We start from the raw sequence: 15,876 nt of genomic DNA, 5'->3' as shown, positions 1-15,876 counted from the left end.
TACTTAATTGCCCACTACTCCCCTTAGCACACTCACTTTTGGGTTTGTGGGGTTACCAGACATCCTTCTCAGCAGCACTATCTGACCGGTATGGTATATGGCATCGGCAATCGGGCCATTAATCAAGTACCAAAAGGGCAGTCCATTCACTTCTACCTTTTGCAGTGAAACATTATCCATTCGCTGCAACTTATCAGATATAGCCTTGATCAGGTGAAGGGTTTGGGCACGAAGCTCTTCATAGGTGTCGGCTGCCTTGGGTGCTTCAAAGGTTTTATCTAAAGAGGTCATTGTAAAGACAGAAAGGCCATAAATATGCTGAATAGTCTGCATTACATTTCGCCCCTCTCCTTCAGGCCCAAAGACAAGGTCTTCTGGCCTTAGCGACTCAGAGGCCCAATAAAACCTAAACCCCAGACCATCGACCATTCGTGCCATTGCCTGCTGGGCATAAAGCCCTTCCGGCACATCAGGGATAGACCTGTAAGGTAAATCCTGAGCACTGAGGGTAGTAAAAAAAAGAAAGAATAGGGAAGTGTACAGTGCTTTCATGGCCAATAGCAGATGGTTTGTTTAACGATAAAGAATGGTTTACTTTCAAAAATAACTGATATACTGAACACCGTTGAGAATTAATCGATTGTTTTCCAATTTTCGTCATCAGGTTTTCTGGCCTCCCTTTCTCCTCCTTCTCGCAGCTCTTGTCTATAGTCTTGCAGATGCGGAGGGTTTTCTTGAAACTACCAGCCGCATCAATGACCTCATCATTTCTCGTTTCGGATGGCTGTTCAGCCTAACCACCGGTCTTATGCTACTCTGTTGCCTCGTAATATGCTTTCACCCCCTGGGAAAGCAAAAAATTGGTGGTGAGCATGCGGAACCCTTTCTCAGCAAGTGGCGCTGGTTCTCTATTGTATTGTGTACCACCATTGCCACGGGCATCATATTCTGGGGAACTGCCGAACCTCTGTTTCATTTTTCTTCTCCTCCTGCTTTCTCTGAAACTCCAGCCTTGAGCGAAAAAGCCGCTCAGGAGGCTCTAAGTTACATGTACCTGCACTGGACGTTTACTCCCTATGCCATTTATTGTATTCCGGCCCTGATGTTCGCGATTGCATTCTATAACCGAAAACGAAGCTTCAGCCTGGAGTCTACACTCTTCCCCTGGCAAAAGGCTACTCCAAAGGGGAAGTTGGGAGTGCTAATAGACGGCATTTGTCTTTATGCACTGGTTGCTGGAATGGCGGCCTCTTTGGGAGCCGGTATACTAACCCTTAGTGGTGGAATTCATAACCTCATGGGTTATCAAAGTCCCTGGTTGTTGCTGTTCATTGCCCTTCTCATAGTGGGATGCTTTACTCTTTCGGCTATATCGGGTTTAATGAAAGGTATTCGGGTGCTTTCGGACATCAATGCCCGCATATTTCTTATTCTGGCTCTGTTCTTACTTTTCTTTGGCCCCACTAAAAGCATTCTATCGCAATGGGGCCAGGCTCTGGTCATTTACTTTAAATCGCTGCCTGAAATGACAGTGGTTAGTGTGCTTTACCCGAATGACGACTGGCCTAAAAGCTGGACAACCTTTAACTGGGCCAACTGGATGGCCTGGGCACCTATTACAGCCCTGTTTTTAGGGCGGCTTGCCAAAGGTTATACCATTCGCCAGTTTATGCTTTTCAACTGGGTGCTACCTTCTCTTTTCGGAATGCTCTGGATGAGTATTTTTAGTGGTATTGCCCTCCATTTTCAGCTAAGTAAAAAGGCCGATCTTCTTGGCTTGCTCACCTCATTGGGGCCCGAATCGGTAATTTATGGTATTTTCGATGCTTTACCCTGGTCTGACCTGCTGGCCTTGATATTTCTTTTCACAGCTTTTCTTTCATATGTAACGGCTGCCGATTCCAACACCGAGGCCATGGGTGGTATTAGTTCGACCGGTATTTCGCCTCAGGCGCCTTCTGCCCCGGTTTTTATTAAAATTGTTTGGGGCACTACCATAGGTCTTGTAGCCTATATTATGGTGAGTATGGCCGGAATTGAGGGTATAAAAATGCTTTCTAACCTGGGTGGTTTACCTGCTCTCTTCTTATTGCTCGCCATTACGCTGGGTTGCATTTTCTGGCTGTTGAAACATAAAAAGAAATAAAAAACCTCAACCACCGGTAAGGGCTGTTGAGGTTGTTCCGCTGGCAGGCAGCAGGGTCTCTTAAAGATCTCTCTTTACCACCAGTCGTATAGTAGCCCAGTAAAACAAACCGCCATACCCTAATACAAGCAGTAGTTCGGGCAGGGCAACCCAGTCTTGTATTTCCATAAATACGTACTTGGGAAAAGGATTATGTATGAGCGCATTGATTGACTTTATGGGCAGCAAATATTCGATCCATTCAATCTTCTTTACCTGGCTGTAAATGTAGAACCCGTTTTCTACCGCAAGTATCCAGAAAACCAACAGTCCCATGGCAATAATCGACTTCTTAATTAGCACCCCTATGAGCAAAGTAAAGAGCAGGAAGGAGAATAGCTGAATAAAAAAGGCCAACAGAAAAAAGCTGTCTTCAAAAATAAGCATAAAAGAAATCTCGGTAGAATACATTAATCCCGTAATTAAGCCCAGTACGAAGAGGGTTACTGTAGAAGCGGCTGCCAAAAAACCGGCCATAATAATCTTGGACAGAATAAACTCATGCTTGCTAAGTCCATCGATTACATTTTGGCGTATGGTTCGGTACGAAAACTCATTGGTAATAGAAAATACAAGGCTAAAACCTAAAAGTAATTTAAACCAAATGGCCACGCTGGTAAGGTTTTGCCAAATGTCGGGGAATTCATAAAAAGGAATTATGGTGGGATCAATTCCGTCCAGATCAAAATCTTCAAACTTAGACTTCATCCACCGTAAAAACGGCATTACGCCCATGGCTATGATTACCATAGCTACCATATACATGATGGAAAGCAAACGAAACGCCCGGCTCGGCCAAACCTTTTTAAGCTCAATTTTTAATAGTCGTATCATTGTTTGCCTCCTTCCTGGTCTTTTAGAATTTCTAAGAACTGTTTTTCCAGACTTTTAGTCTTTACAATTAGGTGCTTTGCCGTAATACCGTGGTCGAAAAGGTATTTGTTTACATCGGCTGCACTGTAGCCATCATGCATGGTAAGAATGTATTTATCTAACTCCCTTTTCATTTCGAGGTGTAAATTGCAGGCTCCAAGTACTTCTTCCAGTCGCTCATCATCGGCCTTTACTTCTACACTCAGGTTTCCTTTGCCCACATCTTCTACCAAACCATTGTATATGAGTTTGCCTCGTTGCAGCACACAAAAGTGAGTACATACCTTCTGCACCTCATCTAGCAAATGACTGGCAATGATGATGGTTTTACCACTATTGGCAATGGATATAATCAGGTCTCTGATTTCGGCAATACCCTGTGGATCTAGCCCATTGGTTGGTTCGTCCAAAATCATTACCTCAGGATCGCACAACAAAGCAGAAGCAATAGAAAGTCTTTGCTTCATACCCAAAGAATAGGTTTTAAACTTTGAGTTTTTGCGTTCTTCCAGCCCTACCTGAAGCAATACCTCGTCTACCCTTTCATAGGGTACTTGTTTGATATCGCAAACAATCATGAGGTTTTGCCTACCGGTAAGGTAAGGGTAGAAAATGGGGTGCTCCAGTATGGCGCCAATGCGCTTACGGGTAGCAGGTCCACTTTTCTTTCCAAACCACTCAAATTGCCCGGCTGTGGGGTTAATTACATCCAGAATCATTCCGAGTGTAGTGGTTTTTCCACTTCCGTTGGGGCCTAATATGCCAAATACATTGCCCTTCTTTACCTCCAGGTTGAGGCCATCAAGGGCTTTTATCTTCCCATAGTGCTTGGAAAGACCTTTTATTGATAATACTGTGTCCAAATCGTGAATTTTAGGTTGACCTTACTTAATTGCTTCTGACAGATTGAGGCTATTGGAGCTATTATTGATGAGGTTAGAGAGCTTCATGATCTTATTGACATTAGGATAGCCCTCAATATCTATAATGCTATATCCGGTTTCCATTCGCACAATCACCACAAAGCCTTGCGGACGGCTTCTGCCCTCTTTCATGAAAACACTCATTTGATTACCTTCAACCCTGCCGGACATGAGCTCCTCATAGCCTTCTGATCGCACATCTTCTGTCAGCTTTTCAAACAATTGTCTGTCTTGCTGAGACGTCCAATCTTCGTATAAAAAGAATTTGATTTTTTCTATTCCATCAATCATTTCGGCCAACTGTGGCATTTCTGAAAACTCTTCAGCATCGAACTGACCTTGCAGACTTTGCTGCATTCGAGCATACATTTTTAATGTACTCTTATAAAAGAAGAGCGATGTGGTGGGTTTATGGTCTTTTCGAAACCGCTCTATATGCTTGCTTTGCGCTGTGGCAAAACTTACCATACATAGGCATAGACCAAGGGTTAAGATTTTTTTCATGTGTAATCGTTTTGTGTTGTCTGCACACATGAAATTTGCTAAAACCGCAAAAGTGTAGTTCCGAAACAGGGCTCCGGAGGGTGGTTTCAGCTCATTTCATACATCCAAATAGTGAGCTTTTGACTTAAAAAATTGGGACGGAGCCAATCGTAAAGCTCCGCCACAATTCGGGTATAATTTAGTTTCCTTTGCGCTGATCCAGGAATTCAAGTTCCTCAAAACCATCCATTCCTATTTTCTTGGACAGCTTATATAGGGCGTTCAAATCGATTCCGTCTCCAACAATGCTTAGCAAGCCAAACTCGTTTTTGCCACCCATTACCATAAATAACTCATCGATTTTATTGTTGCTTTCTTTGATAAGGAAACGGATGTCTTTGTCATCTTCTCTTACCGACATGAGCTCCTCAAAACCTTTACCTTCTACTAGTTTAATGGCTTCGGCATACATTTTTCTTCCGTCTACATTCTTATCTTTCCCCAGCACCTGCACGCGCTTAATTTTGCCGAGCGACTCTTCCATCATTTTTTGCTCTTCAGCGTTATCCATTTCCAGACGACTAATCATCTGAAACATTTTACCGCTAAAGTTTACGTGCATAAAGGAAGTATCAGAAACGTACTTGCTAAAGTACTTCGATATCGCATCAGTCTGTGCCTTTGCTCCTACAGCAAACACAGCCATAACCATTGTTAATACTAACTTTTTCATATTCATTCTAACTTAATTTTCAACATTCATTTCACTTAACATTTCCAGGCCTTCAGAGGCTTCACTCATTTTGGCAAAGTCTTTCAGCTCGGAGGGTACCTTGCTTAGGTTGTTGAGCTCCGATACGGTTTGTTGCCCCTTGTTCAGGTAACGCGAAACAATCAGTAACTGCTTTTTCAACTCGGCATAGGCTACTTCAGGGTTGTCAAAAGTATCTTCTACCACCACTTCTTTTTGTTGTTGCTGATAGAGCATTCCTGAAACAAGAAGCACTACCACTGCGGCCGCAATTTTGTAGTACTGCTTAAAATAGTCGGTCCATTGCACTTGCCTGGTTCCGGCCGTTTCACGAGAGTCAATCTCAGCAAGAAGGGCCTGATCGAACGAATCGTCCAGTTCTGCTTCTTTGGCTTGTTTAAAGTGGGCGAATAATGCTTTTTCTTCTTCCCAATCGGTTTCGTTGGTGGCAGAAAGCAACTCTCTTTTCAGTTGTTCTTCTTCCTGAAGACTTGTATCTGCCTCCCAATATTTTTTTATTAGTTCTGATGTCTTAAAGTCCATAAGCATCTACTTTTATTAAGCTCTCTTTTAATTTTCTTCGCGCTCTGAACAAATTGGTTTTTACCAGATTGATGTCTATGCCCAACATTTCGGCAATCTCCTTATAGGCATACCCTTCTATATCTCTCAGGTGCATTACTTCTCTTTGCCTGTCCGGAAGATTTTCAATCAGTTCCATAATTCGTTGCATCAAATCGCCTCTTTCTGTGACCACAAAGGGTGTATCTCTCTCCTTTCGGGTATCGAATTCCACCTCAAAAAGGTCGGTCTTCTTTACGTGCTTGCTTCGGAGTTTGTCGAGCGACTTGTTGCGCGTAATTTGCATGCACCAGGCTTCTATGTTTTGAATTTGCCCCAGCTCTTCCCGCTTTTCCCAAACCTTTATAAGGCTCTCCTGCACTACGTCTTTCGCCAGTTCCTCATCTCTTACAATGTGGAGCGAAAAGCGGTAGAGTTTATTCTTAAGAGGTAAAATCTCTGCTTTGAAGCGCGATACATCCATAATCAAAAGTGAGACGCCATGTGATGTACCGATGTTAACACAGGCATGAAAAAAAAATATTGGATATCTGAATATACGGCCAAATCGGGCTATCGGCAAACTTGCTGACGCAGGTCTTCAACCTCGGGTAAAGTGGTGGTTTCACGAGATAAAATCTCACAAGCCTCTTCTCCACGGTTCAGACTTTGCAGCGTTTGGGCCCAATAGAAATGAAGCAAGGGTACTTCATTGTCCATTTTAGCGGCTAATTCAAAGTTACGAATGGCATCTTCGTATCGCTTATTTAAGTGAAAGTAGTAACCTCTGTTTCTGTAAGCCCATGCGTTGTTTGGCGCACCAATTATTGCTCTGCGCAAATCTTCTTCTGCTGCACTTATACGGTTCATCTGAAGGTATAGATACCCTCTGTTGTTCAAGTAATACGCATTGCCCGGATCCATTCTTAGAGCTATGTTAAACCAGTTGAGTGCATTACTATACTCCTTCTTTTCCATGGCTATGAGACCTCGGGTGTTATAGATATTGGGTTCCGATGCGTCAATAGACTCGGCTCTGTTCAACAACTGCTCTGCCTGCTCAAATTCCTGAAGCATATAATAACTGTTGGCCTGGTTCACCATGGCTTCTGCATCGTTCGGTTGCATTGTGAGGGCCTTTTCGAATGCATCGATTGCCTCAGCATAGGCCTTATCTTCGTGCAGCGCAATGCCTTTGGTGAAATAGACAAATGAGGAGTCTGGATAAATGCGTTGTAGCCTGTTTAGGTCTTCTATGGCCTTGCTGTGCCGGTGGTCGGCCAGGTAGGCGTTGGCCCTGTTGCGAATGGCATCGGCATAGTGTTCATCTATCTGTACCAACGCATAGCTGTAATCATTAATAGCCTCCGCATAGCGACCATCTTTGTAATAGGCCACACCACGGTTATTATAGGCTTCTTTCATAGAAGGTGCCAGAGCAATGGCTTCTGTATAATAACGTACGGCTTCGTTGTACTGCCCCTGATTCAAGGCTTCGTTTCCTTTAATGAAAAACCTACCCGCCTTGTCTTGATCAGAGTCGCAAGCCACTAATAGACTCACTAGTACAATTAACTGAAATACTTTCTTCATGCCTTTGGAGGGGCAAATTACACCTTAGCTCCTGCTCAAACAATGTAAAGTTGAATAAAACTGTTTGGTGTAGGCGAACAAAACATAGCGGTTTGTGCATTCCGTGTCTTAGACGCAAAACCCTGCAATTAGCAGAGTTTCTATTCACACAGTATAATTTAAATTATCCTCTAAAAAATAAAACTTTGGCCTTATTTTTGAGACAAATGCGCCAAACTACTGCTATGAAAAACTTACTGATTCTACCCGTTCTGCTTGTTGCATTATCCGCTTCTCTTGTTGCCCAACAACAAAAACTTCAACTTACGGTCACTCATTCAGATACTTCTATAACTGATCAAAAGAAGAAACCTCTTATTGAAATACATTTAGGAAACGAAAAACTTCTGCTCTCTCCATTGGCCCGGCTAGACCAAATTGATCAGGAGGCCATAAAGAGCATAACCGTATTGAAGGGACAATCGGCCACGGCTCTGTACGGAAATGCAGCAAAGAATGGGCTCATTCAAATATGGTTGAAAGACAGCCCTGAAACACGAGCTTATTTTAACGTTGAAAAAGGAAGGCGCTCCCATCTACTGGAAGTAGATCCTGTTTTAGGCAATGCCTCTGAATCCCAAAGTATTACGAATCAAAGCGAGGCCAAAGTGCAAGTAAGAAGCCACATAGAAAACCCAGCCATGGAAGATGTTGCTTTTTTGGTGCGATATGGCAATGAAAGTTATTTACTGACATCCAACGACAACATAGACTCCATTGGCCCGGAAAACATTCAAACTATTGAGGTAATCAAACAAAAACAAGTACTCGAAATTTATGATCTGGAAAATAAAAAAGGCCTTATCATTATTAAGCTAAAGAAAGGAAAAGACAGTAAAAACATTTTTAAAGCCTTAAAAGGCAACAACTAGCCGCAACCTAATTTTCTGGGGCTTTATTGACAACCACCGGTCCAAGGCCCTGTTCATCAAGAAAATAATTCGAATCGTTTTTCTATTTTGGAGAAACGATTTTTTCTATGCCTTTACGCTACGCTGTCCTATTCTGTTTTTTCCTTACTATCGCCTGCACTAAACCTAGGGAGCAAAAACCGCCTAACATATTGCTAATTTTGGCCGATGACCTTGGCTATGGCGAACTGGGCAGCTATGGTCAGCAGGTGATTCAAACTCCCCATTTGGATGCACTGGCCAGAGAAGGCACGCGTTTCACCAATTTTTATGCAGGTTCTCCCGTGTGTGCACCCTCACGCTATGTACTGCTCACCGGCCGGCATACGGGTCATGCCTTTATAAGAGGTAATGACGAATGGACAGAACGTGGAGATGTTTGGAATTATAAAGAGGCCATAAAAAACCCTGAGCTCGAAGGTCAACGTCCCATCCCCGCTTCTACCCTGACCATGGGCGAAGTATTACAATCCGCAGGCTACCAAACAGCTCTGGTAGGCAAATGGGGGCTAGGAGCTCCAAATACAGAAGGCACACCCAACCGGCAGGGGTTCGACTATTTTTTCGGATACAATTGTCAGCGCCAGGCACACAACTTATACCCCGTTCACTTGTGGGAAAACGAACTTAAGGTTGCCCTGAACAACGACACGGTGCCTCCAGGCACCAAGCTAACTGCAGAAGCCAACCCATACAATCCGCAAGCTTACGATGCCTTTACTCAAACGGACTATGCACCGCAAAAAATGCAGGAGAAAGCACTTGAGTTTATAAAAAACAGAGATAAAGAGTCTCCCTTTCTCCTTTACTATGCCAGCCCTCTCCCCCACGTACCACTACAGGTGCCACAGCCATATGTAGAAAAGTACCGAGACATTATTGGTGAAGAAAAACCCTACCTGGGCCAGAATGGGTACTTTCCCCACCCCTATCCGAAGGCCGCCTATGCAGGTATGATCAACTACTTGGACGATCAGGTGGGAGAACTCGTTGCATTATTGAAGCAAGAAGGTATTTACGAGAACACCTTAATTATATTCACCAGCGACAATGGCCCAACCTATGCGGGAGGAGTAGACCCCGAATACTTTAATAGTGCGGGGCCATTCCCCAACGCTTATGGTCGCACCAAGGGTTTTACATACGAAGGTGGCATTCGTGTACCACTTATTGCCTCATGGCCGGGACATATCCCTTCAGAATCCATATCTCAACACATCGGTGCTTTTTACGATCTGTTACCCACAGTTAGCGAACTGGCTGGCGCAGTTATACCCCAAACCGATGGAAAAAGCCTTGTTCCGGTGCTTTATGGCAAGCAAGCCAAAAACACTCACAACTTTCTGTACTGGGAATTTCCGAGTTATAATGGCCAACAGGCTGTACGTATGGGCCGGTGGAAGGGTATTAGAAAAGACATGATGGAAGGCAACTTAGCCATAGAACTGTATGATTTGGAAAACGACCCGGCTGAACAGCATAATCTGGCTAATAAACACCCCGATATTGTGGAAAGGATAAGAAAAGCAATGGAAGAGGCACATGAAGAGCCTGAAATAGCTAAATTCAAAATCCCTGTACTGGATAAATAGTAGAACCAATGGGCAAAAACGAAAACAAAACCACAGAAAACAACGCCAGCGTTGATGCATTTCTAAATTCGGTAAAAGACGAAAAGAAACGTGCCGATAGCTTTGCCATCAAAAACATGATGGAGCGAATAACCGGCAAACCAGCAAAAATGTGGGGCACTGCCATTGTTGGTTTCGATGTATACCACTACAAATATGACAGCGGCCGGGAAGGTGACTTTATGAAAGTGGGCTTCTCGCCACGCGCCCAAAATCTGACCCTCTACATAATGCCCGGCTTTGAGCGGTACGATTCCCTAATGAAAAAACTGGGGAAATATAAAACCGGAAAGTCATGCCTGTACGTAAAAAGGCTGGAAGATATAGATCTGGAGGTATTGGAACAACTTATTCAAGAATCGTACGATTATATGACCAAAAAATATGGATAAGATAAAGCACAAATTAATTCCCGTTCTGTTCTTTATTTCAACAGTGGCTGTATCGCAGATACATGCCCAAACACAAACCCAATTCAATCACCTGGCCATAGTGGTCAAAGACCTACAGCAAAGCAAAGATTTTTATGCCAAAGCCCTCGGCTTTAAGCCCATTGAAGACCCAACGGGCAATCCTTTAATTGACTGGATGGGCAACAGTCGCGGCCAGCAAATTCATATGCTTCAGGGCGATATGAGCGCCATACAATTGACCAAATCATTCCACCTTAGTTTAGCGGTAGAAGCTCTCATGCCCATTATCAACCGACTCAAAGAACATCAAATACCCTACGAAAGCTGGGAAGGCGAGGCGGGTAAAGTAACCATCAGACCCGATGGTGTAAGGCAAATCTACATTCAGGATCCGAACGGCTACTGGATAGAAATAAACGATGACTGGAAATAGCTTAGGCGTATCCCCTATTTGCTCCTAATTTTTGAGAGGCAGGTAGGGTAGTTTGGCTTTGTCTGGTATAAGTTGCAATGATGAGCAGACTTTTCACCTATCTCTTGGCAGCTTGCCTGTTTGCCCTATGCCTTTTTAGCTATCAACTTGTTCCAGACAATCTTTCCGATCAGTTTTTGGGCATTGTAAAACGCAACCTGAAAAAGGAACGCAAGGAGCTGCTAGAAGACATGAAAGAGATAAGCAAACAAGGGCTTATTTATTTTGAGATATATGATGAAGCAGGCCAACTCATTACTACGCTAAAGCAGCCCATTGACTTTGAACACGAGAAGCTCAAAAAGCTGGAAAACCTAAACTTCACCATAAAGTCGGTAACAGCCAGTAGCCTTTTAGGCTCCATTTCCCTTCCTTCCAATTTACCTTAAGCCACTACACGGGCAGCCCATTCAGGTTTAGTAGTCTTCACCCTGGCCTTCAATTCGTTAAGAATATTATATAGTCCAAAATAGGTTCGGTTTATATACAAACCATCCCGGGCTCCTCTGGCCTTTTCAGACGCTCTGAATTTCTTGGATTCAGAAATTACTTCTCCCATCTCAAAAATCTGTCGAAAGTATGTATCGTCACCAAAATCGAACTCATCCTGATGAAACGGTTTTCCCAACAAGCCCATCATATCTTTCACAACACCTGAGAAATAGGCCTTATCCTCAGTCGTATCATCGTCATAAATAAACTGAAGTTCCTTAAATCGGTTTTCCAGCTCATTGTCGGCCGTAAGTATATCTTTTCGAATAAGGCTAAAGTAAGGGTCATAGAACCGATCGGGAATCACCTTTACACAACCAAAGTCAATTACACCCAGTGTACCCTCGTCATCAATTATAAAATTACCGGGGTGCGGGTCGGCATGAACCTGCCTGAGGGTATGAATTTGAAAGTCATAGAAATCCCACATAGCTTGTCCCACTCTGTCGCGGGTGGCCTGATCGGGGTTAGACTTAATAAACTCCTTCAACACTTTGCCTTCCATCCAGTCCATGGTAATAATTCGATCGGCCGAAAGATCGGGGTAATATCTGGGGAATTTTAGGTTAGGAATATGCGAACAAGCCTCAGAAATCTCCATAGATCGTTCTACTTCCAAATGGTAGTCGGTCTCTTCCAGCAACTTGGTTTCTACCTCCTCCATGTAATGATCCAGGTCTCGTTCGTTCAGGTTCATTAGGCGCACGGCAAACGGACGTACCAGCTTGAGGTCGGACTTTACCGAATTGGCCACTCCAGGATACTGGATTTTTACGGCATACTTATGGCCGTCTCGGGTTGCCTGGTGTACCTGGCCGATAGAGGCCGCATTGACAGCCGACTTGGTGAATGTATCGAAAATCTCCATCGGATTTTTCTGAAAATACTGCTGAAAAGTCTTTACTACCAACGGGTAAGAAAGTGGTGGCGCACTGTATTGAGCCATGGAAAATTTGTCTTGATAAGCGGCTGGTAACATATTCTTATCCATGCTCATCATTTGCGCCACTTTTAGTGCACTACCTTTCAATTCACTTAGCGAATTGTAGATATCTCTGGCATTATCGGCATGCAATTCTTCTTTTCCCAGAGAAGGGTTAATGGCCTTCTTTGCATAATGTTTTACATAATTGCTCCCTACCTTGGCTCCGGTAGTCACAAATTTGGCAGCACGCTGCACCTTAGAGGTAGGTATTTTAGATTGTTCTTTCATGAACTGGAATTAACGGTTCTGGAATAAAAACTTGCCAAAGTCTACTATGGCATCGAGCGGGCCCCGCCCCAAAAGATCAAAGGCCAGGTTTACAGACTTTTCAATAGCGGCATCGGTCTTTTCAAAAGCTTTGCTTTCATCCTTAATCCAAAATCCGAGCACAAATAGAAATTGCCACCAAAGCGCTTCGTCATATCTTTTACCAATCAACGGACGGCTTTGTACCTCTTCTGTTTCTTCACCTTCTAGCAACAACTCTCCCACCCATTCTTTAAAGCTCTTTCGTACGGTTGTGAGGTAGTATGGAGTAAGTTCAGGTCTTATTTTGCGCGGCACCGTTTGCAAAATATAGCTACGGTTAGTTTTAAGTTGCTCTATAAATGTGTAGAAGAAAGCCAACATTTTTTCGCGTACCGAATATTCATCATATACCGGGTCGGTCTTTAGCGTGTCTACTGTTTGTCTGAACCAATACAACCAAATATCTTTTTCAATGCTTTCGAACGAGTTATAGTGGTTGTAGAAGTCTTCTTCCTTAATTTTTACCGACTTAATGAACTGGTAAATTGAAGCCGGTGCCTTGCCGTGTTCCAGCACATGACCAATGTAGCCGTCCCTTATTTTCTGGTCTGGCGACTTTTTTGAGGTAGCTTTTGCCGCTTTTGATTCTTCCATGCCTCACTAACACCAGTTATATGAAAAAGGTTGACGATTTAAGCCGAATGTGTCCTTTAAAACACAGTTTTTTTATTACCTCCTCTGGTGGATAGGACTAAGCCGTTTGTGTTTTTGGCTGGTCTTTGTTACCCAAGTGCTTCATCAGTTCGTCATTCTGTCAAATCAGCCATTTTTTATGGAGTCATACAGCATAGAAACCCGGGAGCTCAATTTTTACTTTAAAGACTTTAAAGCCCTGAGCAATGTTAGCCTGCAAGTACCCACAGGTAGTATTTTTGGATTTTTAGGCCCCAACGGAGCAGGCAAAACCACAACCATTAGAATTTTACTCGACCTTTTTCATGCGCCAGGTGGTGGTGTAAAACTTTTTGGCAAGAGTTATGAAACAGCCCGCAGTGCTATTCTAAAACAGGTAGGTGCCCTTATTGAAAACCCCAGTATTTACAAACACCTCACCGGCCGCCAAAATCTGGAGGTAATTAGAAGAATGGTGAACGTTCCTGTATCCAGGATAGACGAGGTGCTCAGGATTGTTCGCCTTGTTGATAATGCCGACAAAAAAGCCAAGCATTACTCTCTGGGTATGTGTCAGCGGCTAGGCTTAGCGGCTGCCTTACTGACTGATCCGGAATTACTGATTTTGGATGAGCCCACCAACGGCCTGGACCCCAGCGGGATTATAGAAATGCGGGAGTTAATTATTCGCCTTAATCGCGAACATGGGAAAACCATTTTCCTTTCCAGCCACATACTTTCAGAAATTGAAAAGCTGGCCACAGACGTTGCAATTATTGATCAGGGAGAGGTGCTTTACCAAGGCAAGTTGGACGGACTCCGTCAAGGATCCCAGCTAACAGAGCTCAGGGTAGAGCTCAACCATGTGGCCACCGCTGTTCAGGTACTCAAAACCGGCAACTTCACCATTTCCGAACAAAACGGGCAGTCACTGATCTTACCCATTCAATCCTGGCAGGAGATTGCGCATGTAAATAAGCTGTTGGTAGATGCCGGCCTAGAGGTATACGGATTGAGCACAACAGCTCAAAATCTTGAATCGATATTTCTTAATCTCACTAAAAAACTTGATCAGTAATGGCCATTCTAGCATTGAAAAAAGGTATTTCTGCAGAAATATATAAGTACCGAAGCACCTTTGTATTTTGGTTTGTTTTGTTGGCCCCGGCCTTTATTCCGGCCATAAACCTCATTGCCTTTTTAAGAAGAGGCGATGCCATTGTTGCCCGGGGTGGTACGGCCTGGGAAAACCTGATGCAGTTTAGCAGCGGACCTGCCAACTTTCTGTTTCCCTTCTTTGTGATTATAGTAGCACTCTTTGTGAACACCATAGAATCTAACTCCAACACATGGAAACTCATTTATGCTCAGCCGCTTTCCCGACTGAATGTGTTCTGCTCCAAAATGCTGGTGTATATAGCCATGTTGTTTTGCAGCCTAATGCTCTTTGGTCTAATGACCTACGCTGTTGGTTGGCTGTTGCACCTGGCCAACCCTGACCTGGGTTTTGCCGATCCGTTTAATCTGTGGCATTTACTTGGCAATTGTTTTACCATCTTTCTGGCCACACTGGGCTTTGGATCCATACACTTTTACTTAAGCCAGCGCACCAAAAACCTTATTCTACCCTTAGGTATTGGAGTAGGTGGCATTGTATCGTTTATGATTCTGGTGCAAGGATGGGAATATGCCAGGTATCACCCCTACGGTTATCATGTATTGTCTTCCGGGCCGGTTGGTACCGAAAACTTTAGCCTCTGGAGCCACATGGAACCGGTGTACCTAAGTCTGGCTTTGGCCGCGGTGGTCTTTTCCATTGCCGCCATTGATACGCAGCGTAAACGAATTATTTAGCATTAACCTCAGCCATATGATAGCTCTTTTCCAAAAACATCAGCCCAGGCTAATCGTTGTTGTTCGATTTTTTTTAGGGCTTACTTTCTTCAGTTCCGGCATGGCCAAACTGTATTTCGAGCATAGTTTCCCCGGTTTTATTGGCCCTGTTTGGTTAGAAGATGAACTTTCGACCTACGGGCTTGGGCTATATGCCCGGTTTATTGGAGCCAGTCAGGTAACCATAGGTTTGCTACTCCTTACTCAGCGTTTTGCCACCCTTGGCGCAATTATGTGTTTGCCCATGATCTCGAATATTTTCATGGTTACGGTTTCTCTTGGCTGGCAGGGCACTCCTTATGTCAACGCCTTTCTTATTGTTCTTAATCTGTGGCTTTTGATTTATGACTACCCCAAGCTGAGATTCATCTTTGCCGAAAGGCATATGGCTACCCGCGAGATAAGTACCCGAAGAAGTAACCCCAAAGCCGACCTGATTTGGGCCATTGGCATTTTGACTGTTTTTGCCAGTATACCTCTCTCCTATATACACCTGGAAATAGCCTGGGGACTATGTGCACTAGCTTTGGGAGGTATTGCCTGGAACCAGTTAAGGAAAAAGAAAAAATAATTAGCGAACAGCGGAAACATTCCCAACGACAAATCGTCCTACTAATATCCCACACGTGGGATAACATACATCCAAATCGTGCCCTGGCTGCTTGCAGCTGGGGTTTTTTTTGTTTATTAATTAACCTGAGTTAGATGTAACGAAGTAGCAAAATATCCCCTCTTAGGACGTCATTGCGG

General features: G+C 43.8%; 19 protein-coding genes. 9 read left to right on the top strand and 10 right to left on the bottom strand.

Annotated features, from left to right (window positions below; translation table 11 throughout):
* Positions 1-3 precede the first annotated feature (3 nt).
* Positions 4-552, bottom strand: a complete 549-nt coding sequence (locus B3O12_RS18175; protein ID WP_286757316.1) for a DinB family protein — start codon at positions 550-552, stop codon at positions 4-6.
* A gap of 73 nt (positions 553-625) precedes the next feature.
* On the opposite strand from B3O12_RS18175, the gene B3O12_RS18170 reads away from it, so the two are divergent.
* Positions 626-2,146 (top strand): BCCT family transporter, encoded by a 1,521-nt coding sequence (locus B3O12_RS18170; protein WP_286757314.1) that lies wholly within the window; start codon positions 626-628, stop codon positions 2,144-2,146.
* Positions 2,147-2,206: 60 nt separating this feature from the next.
* On the opposite strand, the gene B3O12_RS18165 is transcribed toward B3O12_RS18170, so the two are convergent.
* From B3O12_RS18165 to B3O12_RS18135, 7 genes are all read right to left on the bottom strand, one after another.
* The gene (locus B3O12_RS18165; RefSeq protein WP_189629746.1) at positions 2,207-3,019 is read right to left on the bottom strand and encodes an ABC transporter permease; all 813 of its coding nucleotides are present in this window, start codon (positions 3,017-3,019) and stop codon (positions 2,207-2,209) included.
* Positions 3,016-3,921 (bottom strand): ABC transporter ATP-binding protein, encoded by a 906-nt coding sequence (locus B3O12_RS18160; RefSeq protein WP_189629745.1) that lies wholly within the window; start codon positions 3,919-3,921, stop codon positions 3,016-3,018. Before B3O12_RS18160 ends, B3O12_RS18165 begins: the two co-directional genes overlap by 4 nt.
* Positions 3,922-3,942: 21 nt before the next feature.
* A complete protein-coding gene (locus B3O12_RS18155; RefSeq protein ID WP_286757313.1) occupies positions 3,943-4,485 on the bottom strand; it encodes a DUF4252 domain-containing protein in 543 nt (180 codons plus the stop codon).
* Positions 4,486-4,663: 178 nt separating this feature from the next.
* Complete coding sequence (locus B3O12_RS18150; RefSeq protein WP_189629743.1) at positions 4,664-5,197, bottom strand: DUF4252 domain-containing protein; 534 nt, start codon at positions 5,195-5,197, stop codon at positions 4,664-4,666.
* Positions 5,198-5,209: 12 nt separating this feature from the next.
* Positions 5,210-5,758, bottom strand: coding sequence for a hypothetical protein (locus tag B3O12_RS18145; protein WP_189629742.1), 549 nt, complete (start codon positions 5,756-5,758; stop codon positions 5,210-5,212).
* The gene (locus B3O12_RS18140) at positions 5,748-6,260 is read right to left on the bottom strand and encodes an RNA polymerase sigma factor (RefSeq protein ID WP_189629741.1); all 513 of its coding nucleotides are present in this window, start codon (positions 6,258-6,260) and stop codon (positions 5,748-5,750) included. The genes B3O12_RS18145 and B3O12_RS18140 overlap by 11 nt, the downstream gene beginning before the upstream one ends.
* A gap of 89 nt (positions 6,261-6,349) precedes the next feature.
* Entirely contained in the window at positions 6,350-7,369 is a 1,020-nt protein-coding gene (locus tag B3O12_RS18135) for a tetratricopeptide repeat protein (RefSeq protein WP_286757312.1), read from the bottom strand.
* Positions 7,370-7,593: 224 nt separating this feature from the next.
* On the opposite strand from B3O12_RS18135, the gene B3O12_RS18130 reads away from it, so the two are divergent.
* The 5 genes from B3O12_RS18130 (at position 7,594) to B3O12_RS18110 (ending at position 11,224) form a co-directional block, all read left to right on the top strand.
* Positions 7,594-8,280 (top strand): hypothetical protein, encoded by a 687-nt coding sequence (locus B3O12_RS18130; RefSeq protein WP_286757311.1) that lies wholly within the window; start codon positions 7,594-7,596, stop codon positions 8,278-8,280.
* 107 nt (positions 8,281-8,387) lie between these two features.
* The gene (locus B3O12_RS18125; protein WP_286757310.1) at positions 8,388-9,911 is read left to right on the top strand and encodes an arylsulfatase; all 1,524 of its coding nucleotides are present in this window, start codon (positions 8,388-8,390) and stop codon (positions 9,909-9,911) included.
* A gap of 8 nt (positions 9,912-9,919) precedes the next feature.
* The gene (locus B3O12_RS18120) at positions 9,920-10,342 is read left to right on the top strand and encodes a DUF1801 domain-containing protein (protein ID WP_286745136.1); all 423 of its coding nucleotides are present in this window, start codon (positions 9,920-9,922) and stop codon (positions 10,340-10,342) included.
* Entirely contained in the window at positions 10,335-10,796 is a 462-nt protein-coding gene (locus B3O12_RS18115) for a VOC family protein (RefSeq protein WP_189629736.1), read from the top strand. Before B3O12_RS18120 ends, B3O12_RS18115 begins: the two co-directional genes overlap by 8 nt.
* A gap of 80 nt (positions 10,797-10,876) precedes the next feature.
* On the top strand, positions 10,877-11,224 hold the full coding sequence (locus B3O12_RS18110; RefSeq protein WP_286757309.1) for a hypothetical protein: 348 nt from the start codon (positions 10,877-10,879) through the stop codon (positions 11,222-11,224).
* Here B3O12_RS18110 and B3O12_RS18105 read toward each other — a convergent pair.
* Positions 11,221-12,540 carry an ABC1 kinase family protein gene (locus tag B3O12_RS18105; protein WP_286757308.1) on the bottom strand — a complete coding sequence of 440 codons (1,320 nt, stop codon included), beginning with the start codon at positions 12,538-12,540 and terminating at the stop codon, positions 11,221-11,223. The genes B3O12_RS18110 and B3O12_RS18105 overlap by 4 nt on opposite strands.
* Positions 12,541-12,549: 9 nt before the next feature.
* Entirely contained in the window at positions 12,550-13,215 is a 666-nt protein-coding gene (locus B3O12_RS18100) for a TetR family transcriptional regulator C-terminal domain-containing protein (RefSeq protein WP_286757307.1), read from the bottom strand.
* Between the two features lie 178 nt (positions 13,216-13,393).
* Here B3O12_RS18100 and B3O12_RS18095 point away from each other — a divergent pair, with 178 nt between their 5' ends.
* From B3O12_RS18095 to B3O12_RS18085, 3 genes are read left to right on the top strand one after another with little or no spacing between them, the layout of a single operon-like run.
* Positions 13,394-14,311 (top strand): ABC transporter ATP-binding protein, encoded by a 918-nt coding sequence (locus tag B3O12_RS18095; protein ID WP_286757306.1) that lies wholly within the window; start codon positions 13,394-13,396, stop codon positions 14,309-14,311.
* On the top strand, positions 14,311-15,087 hold the full coding sequence (locus tag B3O12_RS18090; RefSeq protein ID WP_286757304.1) for an ABC transporter permease: 777 nt from the start codon (positions 14,311-14,313) through the stop codon (positions 15,085-15,087). Before B3O12_RS18095 ends, B3O12_RS18090 begins: the two co-directional genes overlap by 1 nt.
* 16 nt (positions 15,088-15,103) lie before the next feature.
* Positions 15,104-15,697 carry a hypothetical protein gene (locus tag B3O12_RS18085; RefSeq protein ID WP_286757303.1) on the top strand — a complete coding sequence of 198 codons (594 nt, stop codon included), beginning with the start codon at positions 15,104-15,106 and terminating at the stop codon, positions 15,695-15,697.
* Positions 15,698-15,876 lie beyond the last annotated feature (179 nt).

It is taken from the genome of Roseivirga sp. UBA838 (assembly GCF_002296035.1).
GTDB lineage: Bacteria > Bacteroidota > Bacteroidia > Cytophagales > Cyclobacteriaceae > Roseivirga > Roseivirga thermotolerans.
The sequence above is the reverse complement of the archived record's forward strand: the minus strand, read 5'-3'. Positions and strand labels throughout refer to the sequence as shown.